Origin of the sequence: Micromonospora sp. NPDC049060, assembly GCF_040649055.1 — a bacterium.
Lineage (GTDB): Bacteria > Actinomycetota > Actinomycetes > Mycobacteriales > Micromonosporaceae > Micromonospora > Micromonospora reichwaldensis.
This window is the reverse complement of the sequence record NZ_JBEZEV010000053.1, coordinates 27,946-42,057: the sequence shown is the minus strand read 5'-3', so window position 1 is coordinate 42,057 and position 14,112 is coordinate 27,946. Positions and strand designations below refer to the sequence as shown.

Here is a 14,112-nt window from a genome sequence, read left to right as displayed (position 1 = left end):
CGTTGCCGACGATCTCCCGGACCAGCACCGGCGACCCGGCGATGTCGACCTGCGCGTGGAGCAGCCACCCGAGCGGGCCCATCAGGCCGCTCCGCCCGTCGCGGCGGCGCCCGGCAGACCCGCGACCGGCAGCCCGGGCGGGCCGACGTCGGGAACGGCGGGACCGTCCAGCCGGGCGCCGAGCAGCCGCTCGACGTACTTGGCGAGCACGTCCACCTCGAGGTTGACCGGGTCGCCGACGCCCCGGGCGCCGAGGGTGGTCAGCTTCAGCGTGGTCGGGATCAGGCCGACCGCGAACCAGTCCGGGCCGATGCCGGCGACGGTCAGCGAGACGCCGTCGACCGTGATCGAGCCCTTCTCCACCACGTAGCGGGCCAGGGCGGCGGGCAGCCGGAACCGGACCGTCTCCCACTGCGCGGCCGGCTCGCGGGCGATCACCTCGCCGACGCCGTCGACGTGCCCCTGCACGAGGTGCCCACCGAGGCGGCTGCCCAGCGCGGCGGCCCGCTCCAGGTTGACCGGGTCGCCGGCCCGCAGCGCGCCCAGCGCGGAGCGGCGCAGCGTCTCCCCCATCACGTCCGCGGTGAAGGTCCCGTCGGAGACGTCGACCACGGTCAGGCAGACGCCGTTGACCGCGATCGAGTCGCCGTGCCGGGCGTCCGAGGTGACCAGCGGGCCGCGGACCGCGACCAGCGCCGAGTCACCCGCCGTCTCCGTGAACCGGACGACCTCACCCAACTCCTCGACGATGCCGGTGAACATGTCAGCCCTCCCTCTTCCGGGGCAGCGCGGTGATCCGCAGGTCGGGTCCGACCTGCGTGACGTCGACGAACTCCAGGTCGATGGCCTCGGCGATGGTGTTCACCCCGGCGTCGACCAGGGCGGTCGGTCCGGCGCCGAGCAGCCGGGGCGCGACGTAGCCGACGATCTTGTCGACCAGGCCGGCGGCCAGGAAGGCGCCGGCCAGCTTCGGGCCGCCCTCCAGCAGCGCGGCGCGGATCCCCCGCCCGTGCAGCGCGGCGAGCAGCGCCGGCAGGTCGACCCGGCCGTCGGGCCCGGTGCCGACCTCCGCCGCGGTGGCGATCCACGTGCGCGCCGCGCCGTCGCGGACGCGGGCGTCGGCCGGCGTACGGCCCTCGGTGTCCACCACGACCCGCAGCGGCTGCCGGATGGCGAGCGTGCCGTCGCGCAGGTTGCGGGCGGTGAGCCGGGGGTCGTCGGCGAGCACCGTGCCGACCCCGGCGAGGACCGCGTCGACGGTGCCGCGCAGCGCGTGCACGTCCATCCGGGCGGCCTCGGAGGTGATCCACATGCTGGTGCCGTCGGCCGCCGCCGACCGGCCGTCCACCGTCGCGGCGAACTTCCAGATCACGTACGGCCAGCCCCGGCGCATCGAGGTGAGCCAGGCGACGTTGCCGGCCTCCGCCTCGCACGCGCGTACCCCCGTGTCGACCTGGATCCCGGCGGCGCGCAGCGTGGCGGCGCCCCCGGTGGCGAGCGGGTTGGGGTCGGGCACGGCGATGACGACGCGGGCGACGCCGGCGCGCACCAGCGCGGTGCTGCAGGGGCCGGTGCGACCGGTGTGGTCGCAGGGTTCCAGGGTGACCACGGCGGTGCCACCGCGGGCCCGCTCCCCCGCCTGGGCGAGCGCGACGATCTCGGCGTGCGGCCCGCCGGCGTAGGCGTGGAACCCCTCGCCGACCACCTGCCCGTCGGCGTCGAGCAGCACGCAGCCGACCACCGGGTTGGGGCTGGTCGTGCCGAGACCGCGCGCGGCGAGTTCCACCGCGCGACGCATCGCCTCATCGACGGAGACGCCGGCCATGCCCTGCCCTCTCACTCGCCGGTCGACGCGCGGGCGGGCAGGGGAGGCAACGGCATGGGGCCGCGAGCGTGCGGCGGCGGAGATCCGGGTACGGCGGGGCCGCCCCGGGGGGCGCGCACGGCACGCTGAACTCAGCGGCCGGGCAGGGCCCATCCGTCCCGCGCGCTGTCTCCCATCCGGACTGTCTGGGGGCGGGGTTTCCCGCTCCCAACCGTCGGCCCCGGATTCTCACCAGGTCCACCGGGCGGCACGAGGCCGACCGGGTCGCGGGCTTACCACGGTCACACCGTGGATCACCGCCGGTTCGGAATTACACCGAGTCCCGCCAGCGCGTGGTGGGTACACGGGAAGTGTTACACGCCGGACGGGGGGTCGCGCCACCCGGGCGTGGTACTTCACAGCAACAGCGCACGAATCAGGTAACCCCGCGCCGGCGGTCCACCGCCACGTACGAGCCGGGTTGGCTCTTGGCCACCGTCTTCATCTCCGACGCGACCGCGATCGCCTCCAGCGGGTCGGTGAACCGCTTGCCGGAGTCGGAGAGGGAGACGCCGATCGACAGGGTGACCAGGGCGGCCCGCCGGATGTTGCCCCGGCGGTCCTTCAGCTCCACGTAGCCGCGCGCGGCGTCGACCGGGTCGTAGAGCGAGTCGGCGGCCTTCTCGAAGTCGGCGGAGACCCGGGAGGTGAGCGGCCGGACCTGCTCCGGGGCGCAGACGATGACGAAGTCGTCCCCGCCGACGTGCCCCAGGAAGGCCGGTGGCAGCCCGACCGAGACCACCGCCCGGTGCAGGCTGCGGGCCAGGGCCGAGATGAAGTCGTCGCCGCGGACGAAGCCGTACCGGTCGTTGACGCTCTTGAACCGGTCGATGTCGATGTAGCCGACGGCGTAGTCGACCCCGCTGCGGACGCGGTCGGAGATCTCCCGGCGGATCCGGCTGTTGCCGGGCAGCCCGGTCAGCGGCGAGACCTCGCGGAACTCCTTGTTGCGGCGCAGCGTGGAGCTGACCCGGGCGACGAGTTCGGCGGTGTCGAAGGGCTTGACCAGGTAGTCGTCGGCACCGGCGCTGAGCCCGTGCACCTTGTCCACCGTCATGCCCTTGGCGGTCAGCATGATCACCGGCAGGGCGGAGGTCATCGGGTCGGCGCGCAGCCGCCGGGTCAGTTCCAACCCGTCGATGCGCGGCATCATCAGGTCGACCACCGCCAGGTCGGGTCGCTGGCGCTCGATCACCTCGAGCGCCTCCTGCCCGTCGCTGGCGTGGATCACCTCGAAGCCGTGCAGCCGGAGGTTGAACGCGACGAAACGCGCGATGTCCTCGTCGTCGTCGACGACGAGGATGACGTCCGGACGGTCGCCGGCCGGTTCCACGTCAGGCTCCGGGGGCGGCGTGTTCCGCGAGTGCCCGCAGCTTCCGGATGGCCTCGGCGGGGTCGTCGGCGCCGTAGACGGCGGTGCCGGCGACGAACGCGTCGGCCCCCGCCTCGGCCGCCTGGGCGATGGTGTCGGCGGCGATGCCACCGTCGACCTCGATGCGCAGTTCGAGGTGGCCGGCGTCGACGTGCCGGCGGGCCGCGCGCACCTTGTCCAGCAGCTGCGGGATGAACCGCTGCCCGCCGAAGCCGGCCTTGATGGTCATGATCAGCAGCGTGTCGAAGCTCGGCAGCAGCTCCAGGTACGGCTCGATCGGGGTGTCCCGGTCGATCGCCAGCCCCGCCTTGGCCCCCGCCGAGCGCAGGTCCTTGGCCAGGGCCACCGGGTCGTCGCACGCCTCGGCGTGGAAGGTGACGTTGTACGCCCCGGCGTCGGCGTAGCCGGGCGCCCAGCGGCGCGGGTCCTCGATCATCAGGTGCACGTCGAAGGGCAGCTCGGTGGCGGCCCGCAGGCTCTGCACCACGGGCAGCCCGATGGTCAGGTTGGGCACGAAGTGGTTGTCCATGACATCCACGTGCAGCCAGTCCGCGGCGTTCTCGACGGCGCGGACCTCCTCGGCGAGGCGGGCGAAATCGGCGGCGAGGATGCTGGGCGCGACGATCGGCGGCGGTACGGTCACCGGGCCAGTGTACGAACGTGGCCGACGGCCGCCCGCAGCGCGCCACCAACGGGACACCCGGTGACCCGACGGTGACCAGTGGTGCAGAATTGGTCCTCCCGGCTCGGCGAAACCGGACGAAGGGCCATCCGTGACTGGCCGGACGACGGAAACGCGGCGAGACTCCATCAGGGACGGTGACGTGAGCCGCACGCCCGCGCGGTGCCCCGGCGGCGGTCGACGCGTCAGCTCCCGGAAAGGGCGGACGATGCGACGGTGGCTCGCGGCGCTGGCGCTGGCCGGCACGCTGACGGTCCTGCTGTCCGGCTGCGTACGACCGGGCGGCTCCGACGGCGACCTCACCGACGACTGGCCGGCGCTGCGGGCGCCGCAGCTGTTCGTGCCGGCCACCGACGCCTGCCTGCCCCGGATCACCGCCGTCGTGCAGGCCCGCACCTACGAGGCGGTGGACTGCTCCCGCAACCACCTGGCCGAGACCGTGCACGTGGGCAGGTTCGCCGGGCCGGCCGCCGACGGCGACCGGCCCGAACCGGGATCCGCGGCCCTGCGGCCCGCCCGCGCCGAGTGCGACCAGCGCGCCCGCGAGGTGCTCGGCGGCGACTGGCACGCCGCCCGCGTCACCCTCACCATCGCCCTGCCCTCCGCCCCCGCGTGGCGCGCGGGCGCCCGCTGGTTCCGCTGCGACCTGAGCGAGACCGGCAGCATCGACAACACCCGGCCGGTGAACCGCACGGGCAGCCTGCGCGGTGCGATGATCGGCGACTCCCCGCTGCTGCACCGCTGCTTCGACCCCAAGCTGATCGGCGACAACCTGAACTACATGGCCCCGGTGCTGTGCACCGAGCCGCACCGCGCCGAGTTCGTCGGCGTCTACCTGGAGCGGGACATGACCTGGGCCGAGTTCGGCCGGTCCCACCGGCAGGCGCACACCCGCTGCATGGCGCTCATCGCCGCCTTCGCCGAGGTGCCCGTCAACAGCGATCTGCCGTACCGCGCGGGCTCGATCTTCTATCCCCCGTCGCAGCGGGAGTGGCAGGAGGGCGACCGGGGCGTGCGGTGTTTCCTGTGGAGCGACGACCGGAAGCTGACCCGCTCCATGCGGGGCGCCGGCCCGCAAGGGTTGCCCGCGAGCTGAGCGGGGTGCCGTATGCTGCCGCACCGTGGCGTGTCCGGCCGCCTCCGCGCCGGCGGGACCGCCGCGCTGGCCGCCGCCGGGTGCGGCCCACGAACGGCGGGAGGTCGGGATGCGACGGTGGTGGACGGCGGCCACGGTGGGCGCGATGACGGCCCTGGCGCTCGCCGGTTGCGGCACCCCGGCCGGCACCGACCGTGACCTGACCGACGACTGGCCGGCGCCCGCCGCGCCGCAGGCGTTCGTGCCCGCCGCCGGGGTCTGCCACGCCGGCGTGCAGGACGTCGGCTACCTCACCGCCTACCACCCCGTCGACTGCGCCGTGTCGCACCGCACGGAGACCGTGCACGTCGGCACGCTGACCGGGGCGGGAGCCGACCGGGTCACGCCCCCGCCGGCCGGCTCGGCCGGCATGCGCGCCGCCCGCGCCGAGTGCGACGCGAAGGTCAACGAGGTGGTCGGCGGCGACTGGCGCTCGGGCCGGCTCGGGCTGAGCGTGGTGCTGCCGTCGCCGCAGGCGTGGGGCGGCGGCGCCCGCTGGTTCCGCTGCGACCTGAGCGAGCAGACCAGCCTCGACGAGGCCGCCGCGAAGGCCCGCACGGGCAGCCTGAAGGGCGCGCTGACCGGCGCCGCCCCGCTCGCCCACCGCTGCTTCAACCCGAAGACGCGGGCCGACGAGGTGCGGGAGATGGTGCCGGTCGCCTGCACCAGCAAGCACCGCGCCGAGTTCGTCGGGGTGTGGCAGGCCCCCGACACCAGCTACGACGACTTCGGCCGGGACACCCGGAAGGTGCACCGGGCGTGCCGGACGCTGATCGCGAAGTACGCGAGGGTGCCGGACAACGGCGACCTGCAGTACCGGGCCGGCTCGATCTACTACCACCCGTTCGAGCGGGAGTGGCGCAACGGCAACCGGGGCGTGCAGTGCTTCCTGTGGGTCAGCGACCGCAACCTGACCCGGTCGGTGAAGGGCGCCGGCACGAAGGGCCTGCCGGTCACCTGAGCGGGGCGGTCGGCGTGGCCGACCGCCCCGACCCTGTGGTGTGTCAGCTGGCCTGCAGCGTCACGTCGTCGACGACGAAGCTGGTCTGCAACGAGGCGTCCTCCGTGCCGGTGAACTTCAGCGTCACCGTCTGGCCCGCGTACGCGGCCACGTTGAACGACCGCTGCGTGTAGCCCGCCGCCGCGTTCAGGTTCGAGTACGTCGCCAGCGTCGTCGAGCCCACCTGCACCACCAACCGGTCGTACGCGGTGCTCGTCGTCGTCTCCGCCGTGTCGATGTGCAGCCAGAACGACAGCGTGTAGCTCGCGCAGCCCGCCGGGATCGTCACCGACTGCGACAGCGTCTCCGTCCGCGTCGAGCCGTAGCCCAGCATCCACGCCTTGTACGAGCCCGTCCGCGCCGGCTGGCGGGTGTCGTTGGTGATGACGCCGGACGACGCCGTCCACGGCGACGACCCGCTCTCGAACCCGCCGTTGCCGATGAGCTGCCCACCGGAGCAGCCGCCGCTGCCGCCGACGGTCAGGGTGTAGCTGGCCGACCGCGAGACGCCGCCGGAGCCCGCGCCGGTGACCGTGACGGTGTAGGTGCCCAGCGTCGCCGAGGCCGACGCGCTGAGCGTCAGGGTGGCGGAGCCGCCGGAGGTGACCGACGACGGGCTGAACGAGGCGGTGACGCCCGCCGGCAGGCCGGTCGCCGACAGGCCGACCGTCTGGGCCGTGCCGGCGGTGGTGGCCGTGGAGACCGTCGCCGTGGTCGACGCGCCCCGCTGCACCGAGCCCGACGTCGGGCTCACCGCGACGGAGAAGTCGTTGGTCGCCGAGCCCACGGCGAGCTGCCAGATGGCGTACGCGATCCCGTCGGCGCTGCGGTTGAGCACCGTGGCGCTGACGTTCGAGGTGGTGTCGCAGGACCGGTGGTAGCAGGGGTCGTACGCCGAGCCGGACGTGCCGCCCCACTTGGTGGCCTGCGCCGAGGTCTTCCGGGCGCTGGCCCCCGCGGCGTACCCGGAGGTCTGGATGCCGGCCTGCGCGAACGGGTAGTCGTCGGAACGGCCCTGGCCCTCGACGTTCTCCTCGGGCTGGATGTTCAGCGAGTCCCAGTACGCCTTCAGCGGGGCCGCGGTGGCGGAGGTGATCCGGTTGATGAAGTAGCCGCCGTTGGTGGAGCCGATCATGTCGAAGTTGTAGTAGCCCTTGATGTAGCCCCGCTGGGTGGCGCTCAGCGAGCGGACGTAGAAGTCGGAGCCGTTGAGGCCCTGCTCCTCGTCGGTCCACCAGGCGAACCGGACCCGCTTGGTCATCGTCGGGTTCTGCTGGGCCAGCACCAGCGCGTTCTCCAGCAGCGCCGACGAGCCGGTGGCGTTGTCGTTGATGCCCGGGCCGGCGGAGACGCCGTCGAGGTGCGAGCCGAACATGACGACCTGGTCGGCGGGGCCGCCCGGCCACTCGGCGATCAGGTTGTTCGACCGGTACGTGCAGTCGGTGCAGACCTGCTCGGTGACCGTGTAACCGGCGGCCTGGAGCTTCGTCTTGACGTACGCGACGGAGGCCGTGTAGCCGGCGGACCCGGCCCGCCGGTTGCCGCCGTTCTGGGTGGCGATGGTCTGGAACTGCGTGAGGTGGGCCTGGACGTTGGCCACCGCGATGTCCGGCGCCGCCAGGGCCTGCGCGGCGGGCGCGAGCAGACCGACGGACGGGGCCGCCGACGCCGGCCCGACGGCCGGTGCGACCGCGGCGGCGGCGAAGACGGCGAGTGCGGCACCGACGGTCAGGACTCTTCGTTTCATGGACACTCCTCGATAGGTGACGACATGATGCCACCTTGGAGCGCGTTTTGGGGAGACAGTGGAGGGACGGCGATCCCGGCCGCCGGCGCGGTGCGCACGACGGCCCCGGGCGTCGCCGGCCCGCCCCCGGGCGGGGCGGACCGGTTTGTCCCGTGCGCCCCGCTCAGGTGCGGCGGAGCATCGCGAGGAACATCGCGTCGGTGCCGTGCCGGTGCGGCCACAGCTGCACCGTCGGCCCGTCGCCGAGGCCGGGCATGCCCGCCGGCAGCAGCGGCCGGGCGTCGACGAAGTCGACAGGCACGCCGGAGCGGCGGGCCGCCTCGGTCACCGTCACGTGCGTCTCCACGGTGTGCGGGGAGCACGTCACGTAGGCGACCAGCCCGCCCGGCCGGACGGCGCGCAGCGCCGCGGCGAGCAGCTCACGCTGCAACCGGGTCAGTGGCGGCAGGTCCGAGGGCTGGCGCCGCCAGCGCGACTCCGGGCGGCGGCGCAGCGACCCCAGCCCCGTGCAGGGCGCGTCGACGAGCACCCGGTCGAAGTGCGCCTCCGGCAGCTTCGGGTCCGCGCCGACGGTGCGGCCGTCGATGTTCAGCACGCTCACGGGCAGGCCCCGGGTGGCCTGCTCGACCAGCCGGGCCCGGTGCTCCGAGACCTCGACCGCGGTCAGCCGCGCGTCCCGCTGGGCGGCGAGGGCGCCGAGCAGGCCGGACTTGCCGCCCGGTCCGGCGCACAGGTCCAGCCAGCGCCCGTCCGGGCCGTCGAGCGGGGCCACCGCCAGGGCGTTGGCCACCAGCTGGGAGCCCTCGTCCTGCACGTGGGCACGCCCCTGCGCGAGCGCCGGCAGGTCGCCGGGCGCCCCACCGGAGAGATAGACCGCGTACGGGGAGAAGGCCCCCGGCGCGCCGCCGGCCTCGTCGGCCAGCTCCGCCGGATCGGCCAGCCCGGGCCGGGCGCACAGGTGCACCGGCGGGCGCTCGTTGTCCTCGATGAGCAGCCGGGTGGTCTCGCCCAGGTCGCCGCCGAGCGCCTCGGCGAAGGCCCGCACGATCCACTGCGGATGGCTGTACGCCAAGGCCAGGTGCCCGATCGGGTCGCTCTCCGCCGACGGGGCCAGCTTGGCCACCCAGGCGTCGGCGTCGCGGCCGGCCACCTCGCGCAGTACCGCGTTGGCGAAGCCCGTCGCGCCGACACCCACCGACTTGACCAGGTCGACGGTCGAGGAGACGGCGGCGTGCGCCGGCACCCGCGTGTGCAGGAGCTGGTACGCCCCGAGCCGCAGCGCGTCGCGCACCGGCGGGTCGATGCGCTGCACGTCCCGCCCGGCGGCGTCGCCGAGGATCGCGTCGAGGGTGCCGAGGTGGCGCAGCGTGCCGTAGGTCAGCTCGGTGGCGAAGGCGGCGTCCCGGCCGACCAGCCCCGCGTCGCGCAGGAGCGACGGCAGCACCAGGTTGGCGTACGCGTCGTCCCGGTGCACCGCCGCGACCGCCTCGTAGGCCACCTGGCGGGGCAGGTCCACCGCCGGGCGGGCCGGGGGACGCCGGCCGCCGTCGCGGCGGTCACCGCCGGCCCGGGCACCCCACTGGCCGCCCCGCGCCGGCCGCTCGCCGCGCTGGCCGCCCGAGGGACGCTGCTCGCGCCCACCGAAACGCTCACCGCCGGAACGCTCACCGCCGAACCGTTGACCGCCGGAGCGCTCACCGTCGGGGCGCTCGCCGCGCCGTTCGCCGGAGAAGCGGTCGCCCGAGGGCCGTTCCGAAGTGCCCGTCACGCGACTTCCTCCCCCGCGGCGACCCGGACGCCCCGCGCCCAGTCGGTCGCCGGCATCGCCCGCTTGCCCGCCGCCCGGACCTCGCCGAGCCGCACCGGGGTGGTGGCCGTGCCGGCCAGCACCCGGGACTTCTCCACCAGCAGCTCGCCCGGCTTCAACTCCGGACCGTCGGGCACCGGGGTGACCGGGCCCAGCTTGACGCGCTCGCCCCGGAACGTCGTCCACGGGCCGGGCGCCGGAGTGCAGGCCCGGATCCGCCGGTCCACCGCGAAGGCGGGATCGGACCAGCGCACCCGGGCGTCCTCCACGGTCAGCTTCGGCGCCAGCGACACCCCGTCGGCGGGCTGCGGCTCGGCCCGGGCCGTGCCGTCGGCGATCGCGTCGAGGACGGCCACCAGCAGGCCGGCGCCGGAGTGGGCCAACCGCTCCAGCAGGTCGCCGGACGTGTCGGCCGGACGGATCTCGTCGGTCAGCGTGCCGTAGACCGGACCGGTGTCCAGCCCCTCTTCCAGCTGGAACACGCTCGCCCCGGTCAGCTCGTCGCCGTGCAGCACGGCGTGCTGCACGGGCGCGGCCCCGCGCCAGGCGGGCAGCAGCGAGAAGTGCAGGTTGATCCAGCCGTGGCGGGGGATCTCCAGGGCGGCCGGCGGCACCAGCGCGCCGTAGGCGACCACGGGGACGCAGTCGGGGGCCAGCTCGCGCAGCCGGTCCTGGAACTCCGGCTCACGCGGCCGGGCGGGGGTGAGCACCTCGATCCCGTGCTCGTCGGCCCACGCCCCCACCGGGGAGCGGGCCAGCCCGCGACCGCGCCCGGCGGGGGCGTCCGGCCGGGTGACCACGGCGACGAGCTCGTGCCGGGAGGCGGCCACGGCGGCCAGGGCGGGAACGGCGACGGCCGGCGTGCCGGCGAAGATCACGCGCACGGGCTCACCGACCCAGACCGAAGGGGCTGCCCGCGGCGTGCGGATTGAGCTTGACCGTCGGCGGGATGGCCGGGTCGTACCACTCCGCCTGGCGGATCGCCTTCATCGCCTCCTTGCGCCCGGCCGGGTCCAGCCGGTCCACGAAGAGCACCCCGTCGAGGTGGTCGGTCTCGTGCTGCACGCAGCGGGCCATCAGACCGGTGCCGACGATCTGCATCGGGTCGCCGTAGCCGTTGAAGCCCTTGGCGATCACGTTCTGCCGGCGCTTGGTGTCGAAGTAGAGGCCGGGGATGGACAGGCAGCCCTCGGGGCCCTCCTGCTCCTCGGCGTCGGGAAACTCCAGCACCGGGTTGACCAGGTGGCCGACCACGTCGTCGACGTCGAAGGTGAACACCCGCAGGCCCACACCGAGCTGCGGCGCGGCGAGGCCGGCGCCGTTCTGCTCACGCATCGTGTCGGTCAGGTCGGCGACGAGCTTGCGCAGCTCGACGTCGAAGTCGACCACCGGATCGGCCGGCGTGCGCAGCACCGGATCCCCGAACAGACGGATGGGCTGGACGGTCACTCGGCATGGCTCCTTCGGCGGGCGGACTGGTGCCGTACCAGTCTACGGAGTGCCGTCGGCCGCCCCGGCCGGCGTACCGCGAAGCGGCGCGGCCCGTCGCGTGTCGATGGTCACCGGGAGGCGCCCGTGGCCGCGCAGGAAGCGGCTCAGACGGCGGTGCCCGGCTCGCCGGCCAGGACCGCGTCGCCGCGGAGCAGGGCGTGCTCGGGCAACGGCAGCTCGATGGAGTGGGCGGCCTCCCAGTCGTGGATCAGACCGGGCCGGGCCTGGGCGGCGAAGTAGTCCACCGCGCTCATCCCGCCGACCACCGGCTCGTCCACCTCGGCGACGAGCTGGGCCGGCACCAGGCGGAAGCCGTTCTGGAGGGCGGCGCTGAGGCGGCGGTGCCCGTCGACGACGAAGAAGTACTCGCCGGTGTAGCCGATCCGCAAGGGCTCCAGCGCCTCGTCGCCGGCGGCGGCCACCTCCCCGACGAACTCCGAGTCCCACAGGTCGCGCAGGTGGGCGATGTCCTCGGTCGGGTAGACGCGGGCCGGGTCGAGCAGCAGCAGCGGCGGCGCGTCGCGCAGCACGTCCGCGCACAGCCGGCCCTCGTACGCGTCGATGATGTGCTCGATGACCTCGGAGGCCGAGGCGCGGGTGGTGTCGCAGATCAGGTCGTAGTTGCGCAGCCGGGCCTTGTCCACCCCGTAGCGGACGATGAACCGGCCGCGCTCGCTCTCGCTGCGCTCCAGCAGCTTGGCCTTGGCCTCCTCCATCGAGGCGTAGCTCTCGGCCGGGCCGGAGGGGCGGGCGAGCACCCGCCGGGCCGCCTCGCCCGGCTCGGTGATCATGTGCACCTTGAGCGCGTCGGTGAAGAAGTGCCAGGCCAGCCGCGAGTCCATGACGAGCCGCTCGCCCGAGGCGGCGATGTCCCGCTGGAGCTGGTCGACGTAGCCGTCGACGGCCTGGTCCAGCTCCGCGTGCAGGTTGAGCTGGAGCGCGGTCATCTGCCGCTCCTGCGCCATCTGGCGGTAGAGGTCACCGACGCTGACCCGGCGCAGGCCGAGCCGCTCGGCGATCACCACGGAGACGGTGCTCTTGCCGCTGCCGAGGTCACCATTGAAGACGATCGACTGACGAACGGTCACGACTGGTCCACCCCTGATCACCGGCTGTTTGGAATCATCGACACCGCGCCGAACCGACGCGCTCCCGCCATCGTCGCGCGATCCTGCGACGACCCCGGCTCGGCGCGGTGTGGCGCCGCGCCGCGACCTGGAGCCGTCGTACGCCCGGGCATGACGGGCGATGCTATCACCCGCGTGTCGACACACCGCCGGACACGGCGTGCGACGACGGGCCAGGTCGGGCGGTGGGTGCGGCGCCGGATCGGCCGGGCCACCGGTCAGAAGAGGGCCAGCGGGTCGACCTGGAGGCGGACCGGCTCGGCGGCCTTGCGGGCGGTGCGCACCCCCGCCGCCGAGTGCAGCGCGCCGGCCAGCGCGCCGGCCCGAGCCCGGGGGACCCGGACCAGCATCCGCTCGCGCTCCCCGTCGGCCGGCACCGGCCCGAGCAGCTCGGCCTCCGCCGGCAGCCGGGCCTCGGCCAGCAGATCGGCCACGGCGGCCGGCAGGCCGGTCACGCTGGCCATCCGCACCGCTGGCGGGAAGCCCAGCTCCCGCCGTTCGGCCAGCTCCCGGGCGGCGAACCAGCCGGCGTCCCAGCGCAGCAGCGCCTGTACGGGGGCGAGGGCCCCGTCGGCGACCACCACCACCCGGCCGCCGGCGGCGGCGGGACGGGCCAGCGCGGCGGCCGCCAGCCAGCGGCGCAGCGCCTCCTCCCCCGCCCGCAGGTCGGCCCGCGTGAGCAGGGCCCACGAGTCGAGCAGCAGCACCGCCCCGAAGCCGCCGTCGGCGACCGGCTCGGCGCCGGGGGTGGCGATGACCAGGCCGGCGCCGCCCGGGACCGTGGCCAGCACCTCCTCCCGCCCGGAGGTGCGCACCGGCACGCCGGGGAAGGCCCGGCCCAGTTCCTCGGCGGTGCGCCGGGCGCCGGTGACGGAGGCGCGCAGCCGCCGCCCGCCGCACTCCGGGCAGGCGTACGCGGCGGCGACCCGCCCGCACCAGCGGCAGGCCGGGATGCCCTCGGCGGAGGGCAGCGCGAGCGGGCCGGCGCAGTGCGGGCACCGGGCCGGGGTGCGGCACTCGGCGCAGGCCACCGACGGCAGGTAGCCGCGGCGGGGCACCTGGACCAGCACCGGTAGGTCCGCCCGGAGCGAGTCCCGGGCGGTCGTCCAGGCCAGGCTGGGCAGCCGGGCGGTGGCCGCCCCGGGGTCCCGGGCCAGCTGCGGGTCGTCGCCGGTCGGCGCGATCGCCGGCATCCGGGCCCGGAGGGTCGCCCGGTCGGCCACCACCTCGCGGGCCCATCCGGTCTCGACCAGCAGCTGCGCCTCGGCGGTGCGGGTGTAGCCGCCCACCAGCGCCGCGGCGTCGCCGAGCTGGGCGCGGGTGAGCAGCACCTCCCGGGCGTGCGGATAGGGGGCCCGGGGCTCGGCGTGCAGGTCGTCGCCGTCGTCCCAGATCGCCACCAGCCCGAGCCGGGCGACCGGGGCGAACATCGCGGCCCTGGTGCCGACCACCACCGCCACGTCGCCGCGCCGGGCGGCGAGGAACGCGCGGTAGCGCCGGGCGGGACCGAGCGCGGCGGAGAGGCAGACGTGCCGCCCCGGGCCCAGGGCGGCGTGCAGGGCGGCGTCGAGACGGTCCAGGTCGCGGTTGTCGGCGACGACCACCACCGCGCCCCGGCCGCCGGCCACGGTGGCGGCGACGGCCTCGGCGTACCGGGCGGGCCAGTCCTCCCCCGGCAGCGCCGACCAGACGGCCCGGGCGGCCCGGCCGTCGGCGAGGGCTCGGAGCAGGGCCGGCCCGGTCGGGTAGTCCCGCCAGGCGTCGGGACCGGGCCCGGCCGGCGCGACGGGGTTCTCGTCGGCGACGGCGGGGCTCTCGTCGGCGACGGCGGGGCTCTCGTCGGCGACGGCGGGGCTCTCGTCGGCGACGGCGGGGCTCTCGTCGGCG

General features: G+C 75.2%; 12 protein-coding genes and 1 pseudogene. 2 read left to right on the top strand and 11 right to left on the bottom strand.

Going from position 1 to position 14,112, the window contains the following annotated elements; translation table 11 throughout:
• From AB0B83_RS19355 to rpe, 5 genes and pseudogenes are all read right to left on the bottom strand, one after another.
• Window positions 1-82: pseudogene (locus AB0B83_RS19355) on the bottom strand (nicotinamide riboside transporter PnuC); the annotation flags it as partial.
• Window positions 82-762, bottom strand: coding sequence for a riboflavin synthase (locus AB0B83_RS19350; RefSeq protein ID WP_357579346.1), 681 nt, complete (start codon window positions 760-762; stop codon window positions 82-84). The pseudogene AB0B83_RS19355 and the gene AB0B83_RS19350, both read right to left, overlap by 1 nt.
• A 1-nt stretch (window position 763) precedes the next feature.
• The gene (ribD, locus tag AB0B83_RS19345; RefSeq protein WP_357579345.1) at window positions 764-1,825 is read right to left on the bottom strand and encodes a bifunctional diaminohydroxyphosphoribosylaminopyrimidine deaminase/5-amino-6-(5-phosphoribosylamino)uracil reductase RibD; all 1,062 of its coding nucleotides are present in this window, start codon (window positions 1,823-1,825) and stop codon (window positions 764-766) included.
• 415 nt (window positions 1,826-2,240) lie between these two features.
• Window positions 2,241-3,197 carry a response regulator gene (locus tag AB0B83_RS19340; protein WP_121395205.1) on the bottom strand — a complete coding sequence of 319 codons (957 nt, stop codon included), beginning with the start codon at window positions 3,195-3,197 and terminating at the stop codon, window positions 2,241-2,243.
• 1 nt (window position 3,198) lies between these two features.
• The gene (gene rpe / locus AB0B83_RS19335; protein WP_357579344.1) at window positions 3,199-3,879 is read right to left on the bottom strand and encodes a ribulose-phosphate 3-epimerase; all 681 of its coding nucleotides are present in this window, start codon (window positions 3,877-3,879) and stop codon (window positions 3,199-3,201) included.
• A gap of 247 nt (window positions 3,880-4,126) precedes the next feature.
• On the opposite strand from rpe, the gene AB0B83_RS19330 reads away from it, so the two are divergent.
• Window positions 4,127-5,014, top strand: a complete 888-nt coding sequence (locus AB0B83_RS19330; RefSeq protein ID WP_357579343.1) for a septum formation family protein — start codon at window positions 4,127-4,129, stop codon at window positions 5,012-5,014.
• A 109-nt stretch (window positions 5,015-5,123) separates the two neighbouring features.
• The gene (locus tag AB0B83_RS19325; RefSeq protein WP_357579342.1) at window positions 5,124-6,014 is read left to right on the top strand and encodes a septum formation family protein; all 891 of its coding nucleotides are present in this window, start codon (window positions 5,124-5,126) and stop codon (window positions 6,012-6,014) included.
• A gap of 43 nt (window positions 6,015-6,057) precedes the next feature.
• Here AB0B83_RS19325 and AB0B83_RS19320 read toward each other — a convergent pair whose 3' ends face one another.
• The 6 genes from AB0B83_RS19320 to AB0B83_RS19295 form a co-directional block, all read right to left on the bottom strand.
• Window positions 6,058-7,800: a M28 family peptidase gene (locus AB0B83_RS19320; RefSeq protein WP_357579341.1), complete on the bottom strand. Its 1,743-nt coding sequence runs from the start codon at window positions 7,798-7,800 to the stop codon at window positions 6,058-6,060.
• A gap of 163 nt (window positions 7,801-7,963) precedes the next feature.
• Window positions 7,964-9,568, bottom strand: a complete 1,605-nt coding sequence (locus AB0B83_RS19315) for a transcription antitermination factor NusB (protein WP_357579340.1) — start codon at window positions 9,566-9,568, stop codon at window positions 7,964-7,966.
• Complete coding sequence (gene fmt, locus AB0B83_RS19310) at window positions 9,565-10,491, bottom strand: methionyl-tRNA formyltransferase (protein ID WP_357579339.1); 927 nt, start codon at window positions 10,489-10,491, stop codon at window positions 9,565-9,567. The genes AB0B83_RS19315 and fmt overlap by 4 nt, the downstream gene beginning before the upstream one ends.
• Window positions 10,492-10,495: 4 nt before the next feature.
• Window positions 10,496-11,056 (bottom strand): peptide deformylase, encoded by a 561-nt coding sequence (gene def, locus AB0B83_RS19305; RefSeq protein WP_357579338.1) that lies wholly within the window; start codon window positions 11,054-11,056, stop codon window positions 10,496-10,498.
• Window positions 11,057-11,202: 146 nt separating this feature from the next.
• Window positions 11,203-12,186, bottom strand: a complete 984-nt coding sequence (locus tag AB0B83_RS19300; RefSeq protein WP_357579337.1) for an AAA family ATPase — start codon at window positions 12,184-12,186, stop codon at window positions 11,203-11,205.
• Window positions 12,187-12,443: 257 nt separating this feature from the next.
• Window positions 12,444-14,112: primosome assembly protein PriA (locus AB0B83_RS19295; protein WP_357579336.1), on the bottom strand; the 1,669-nt coding region annotated here is incomplete at its 5' end.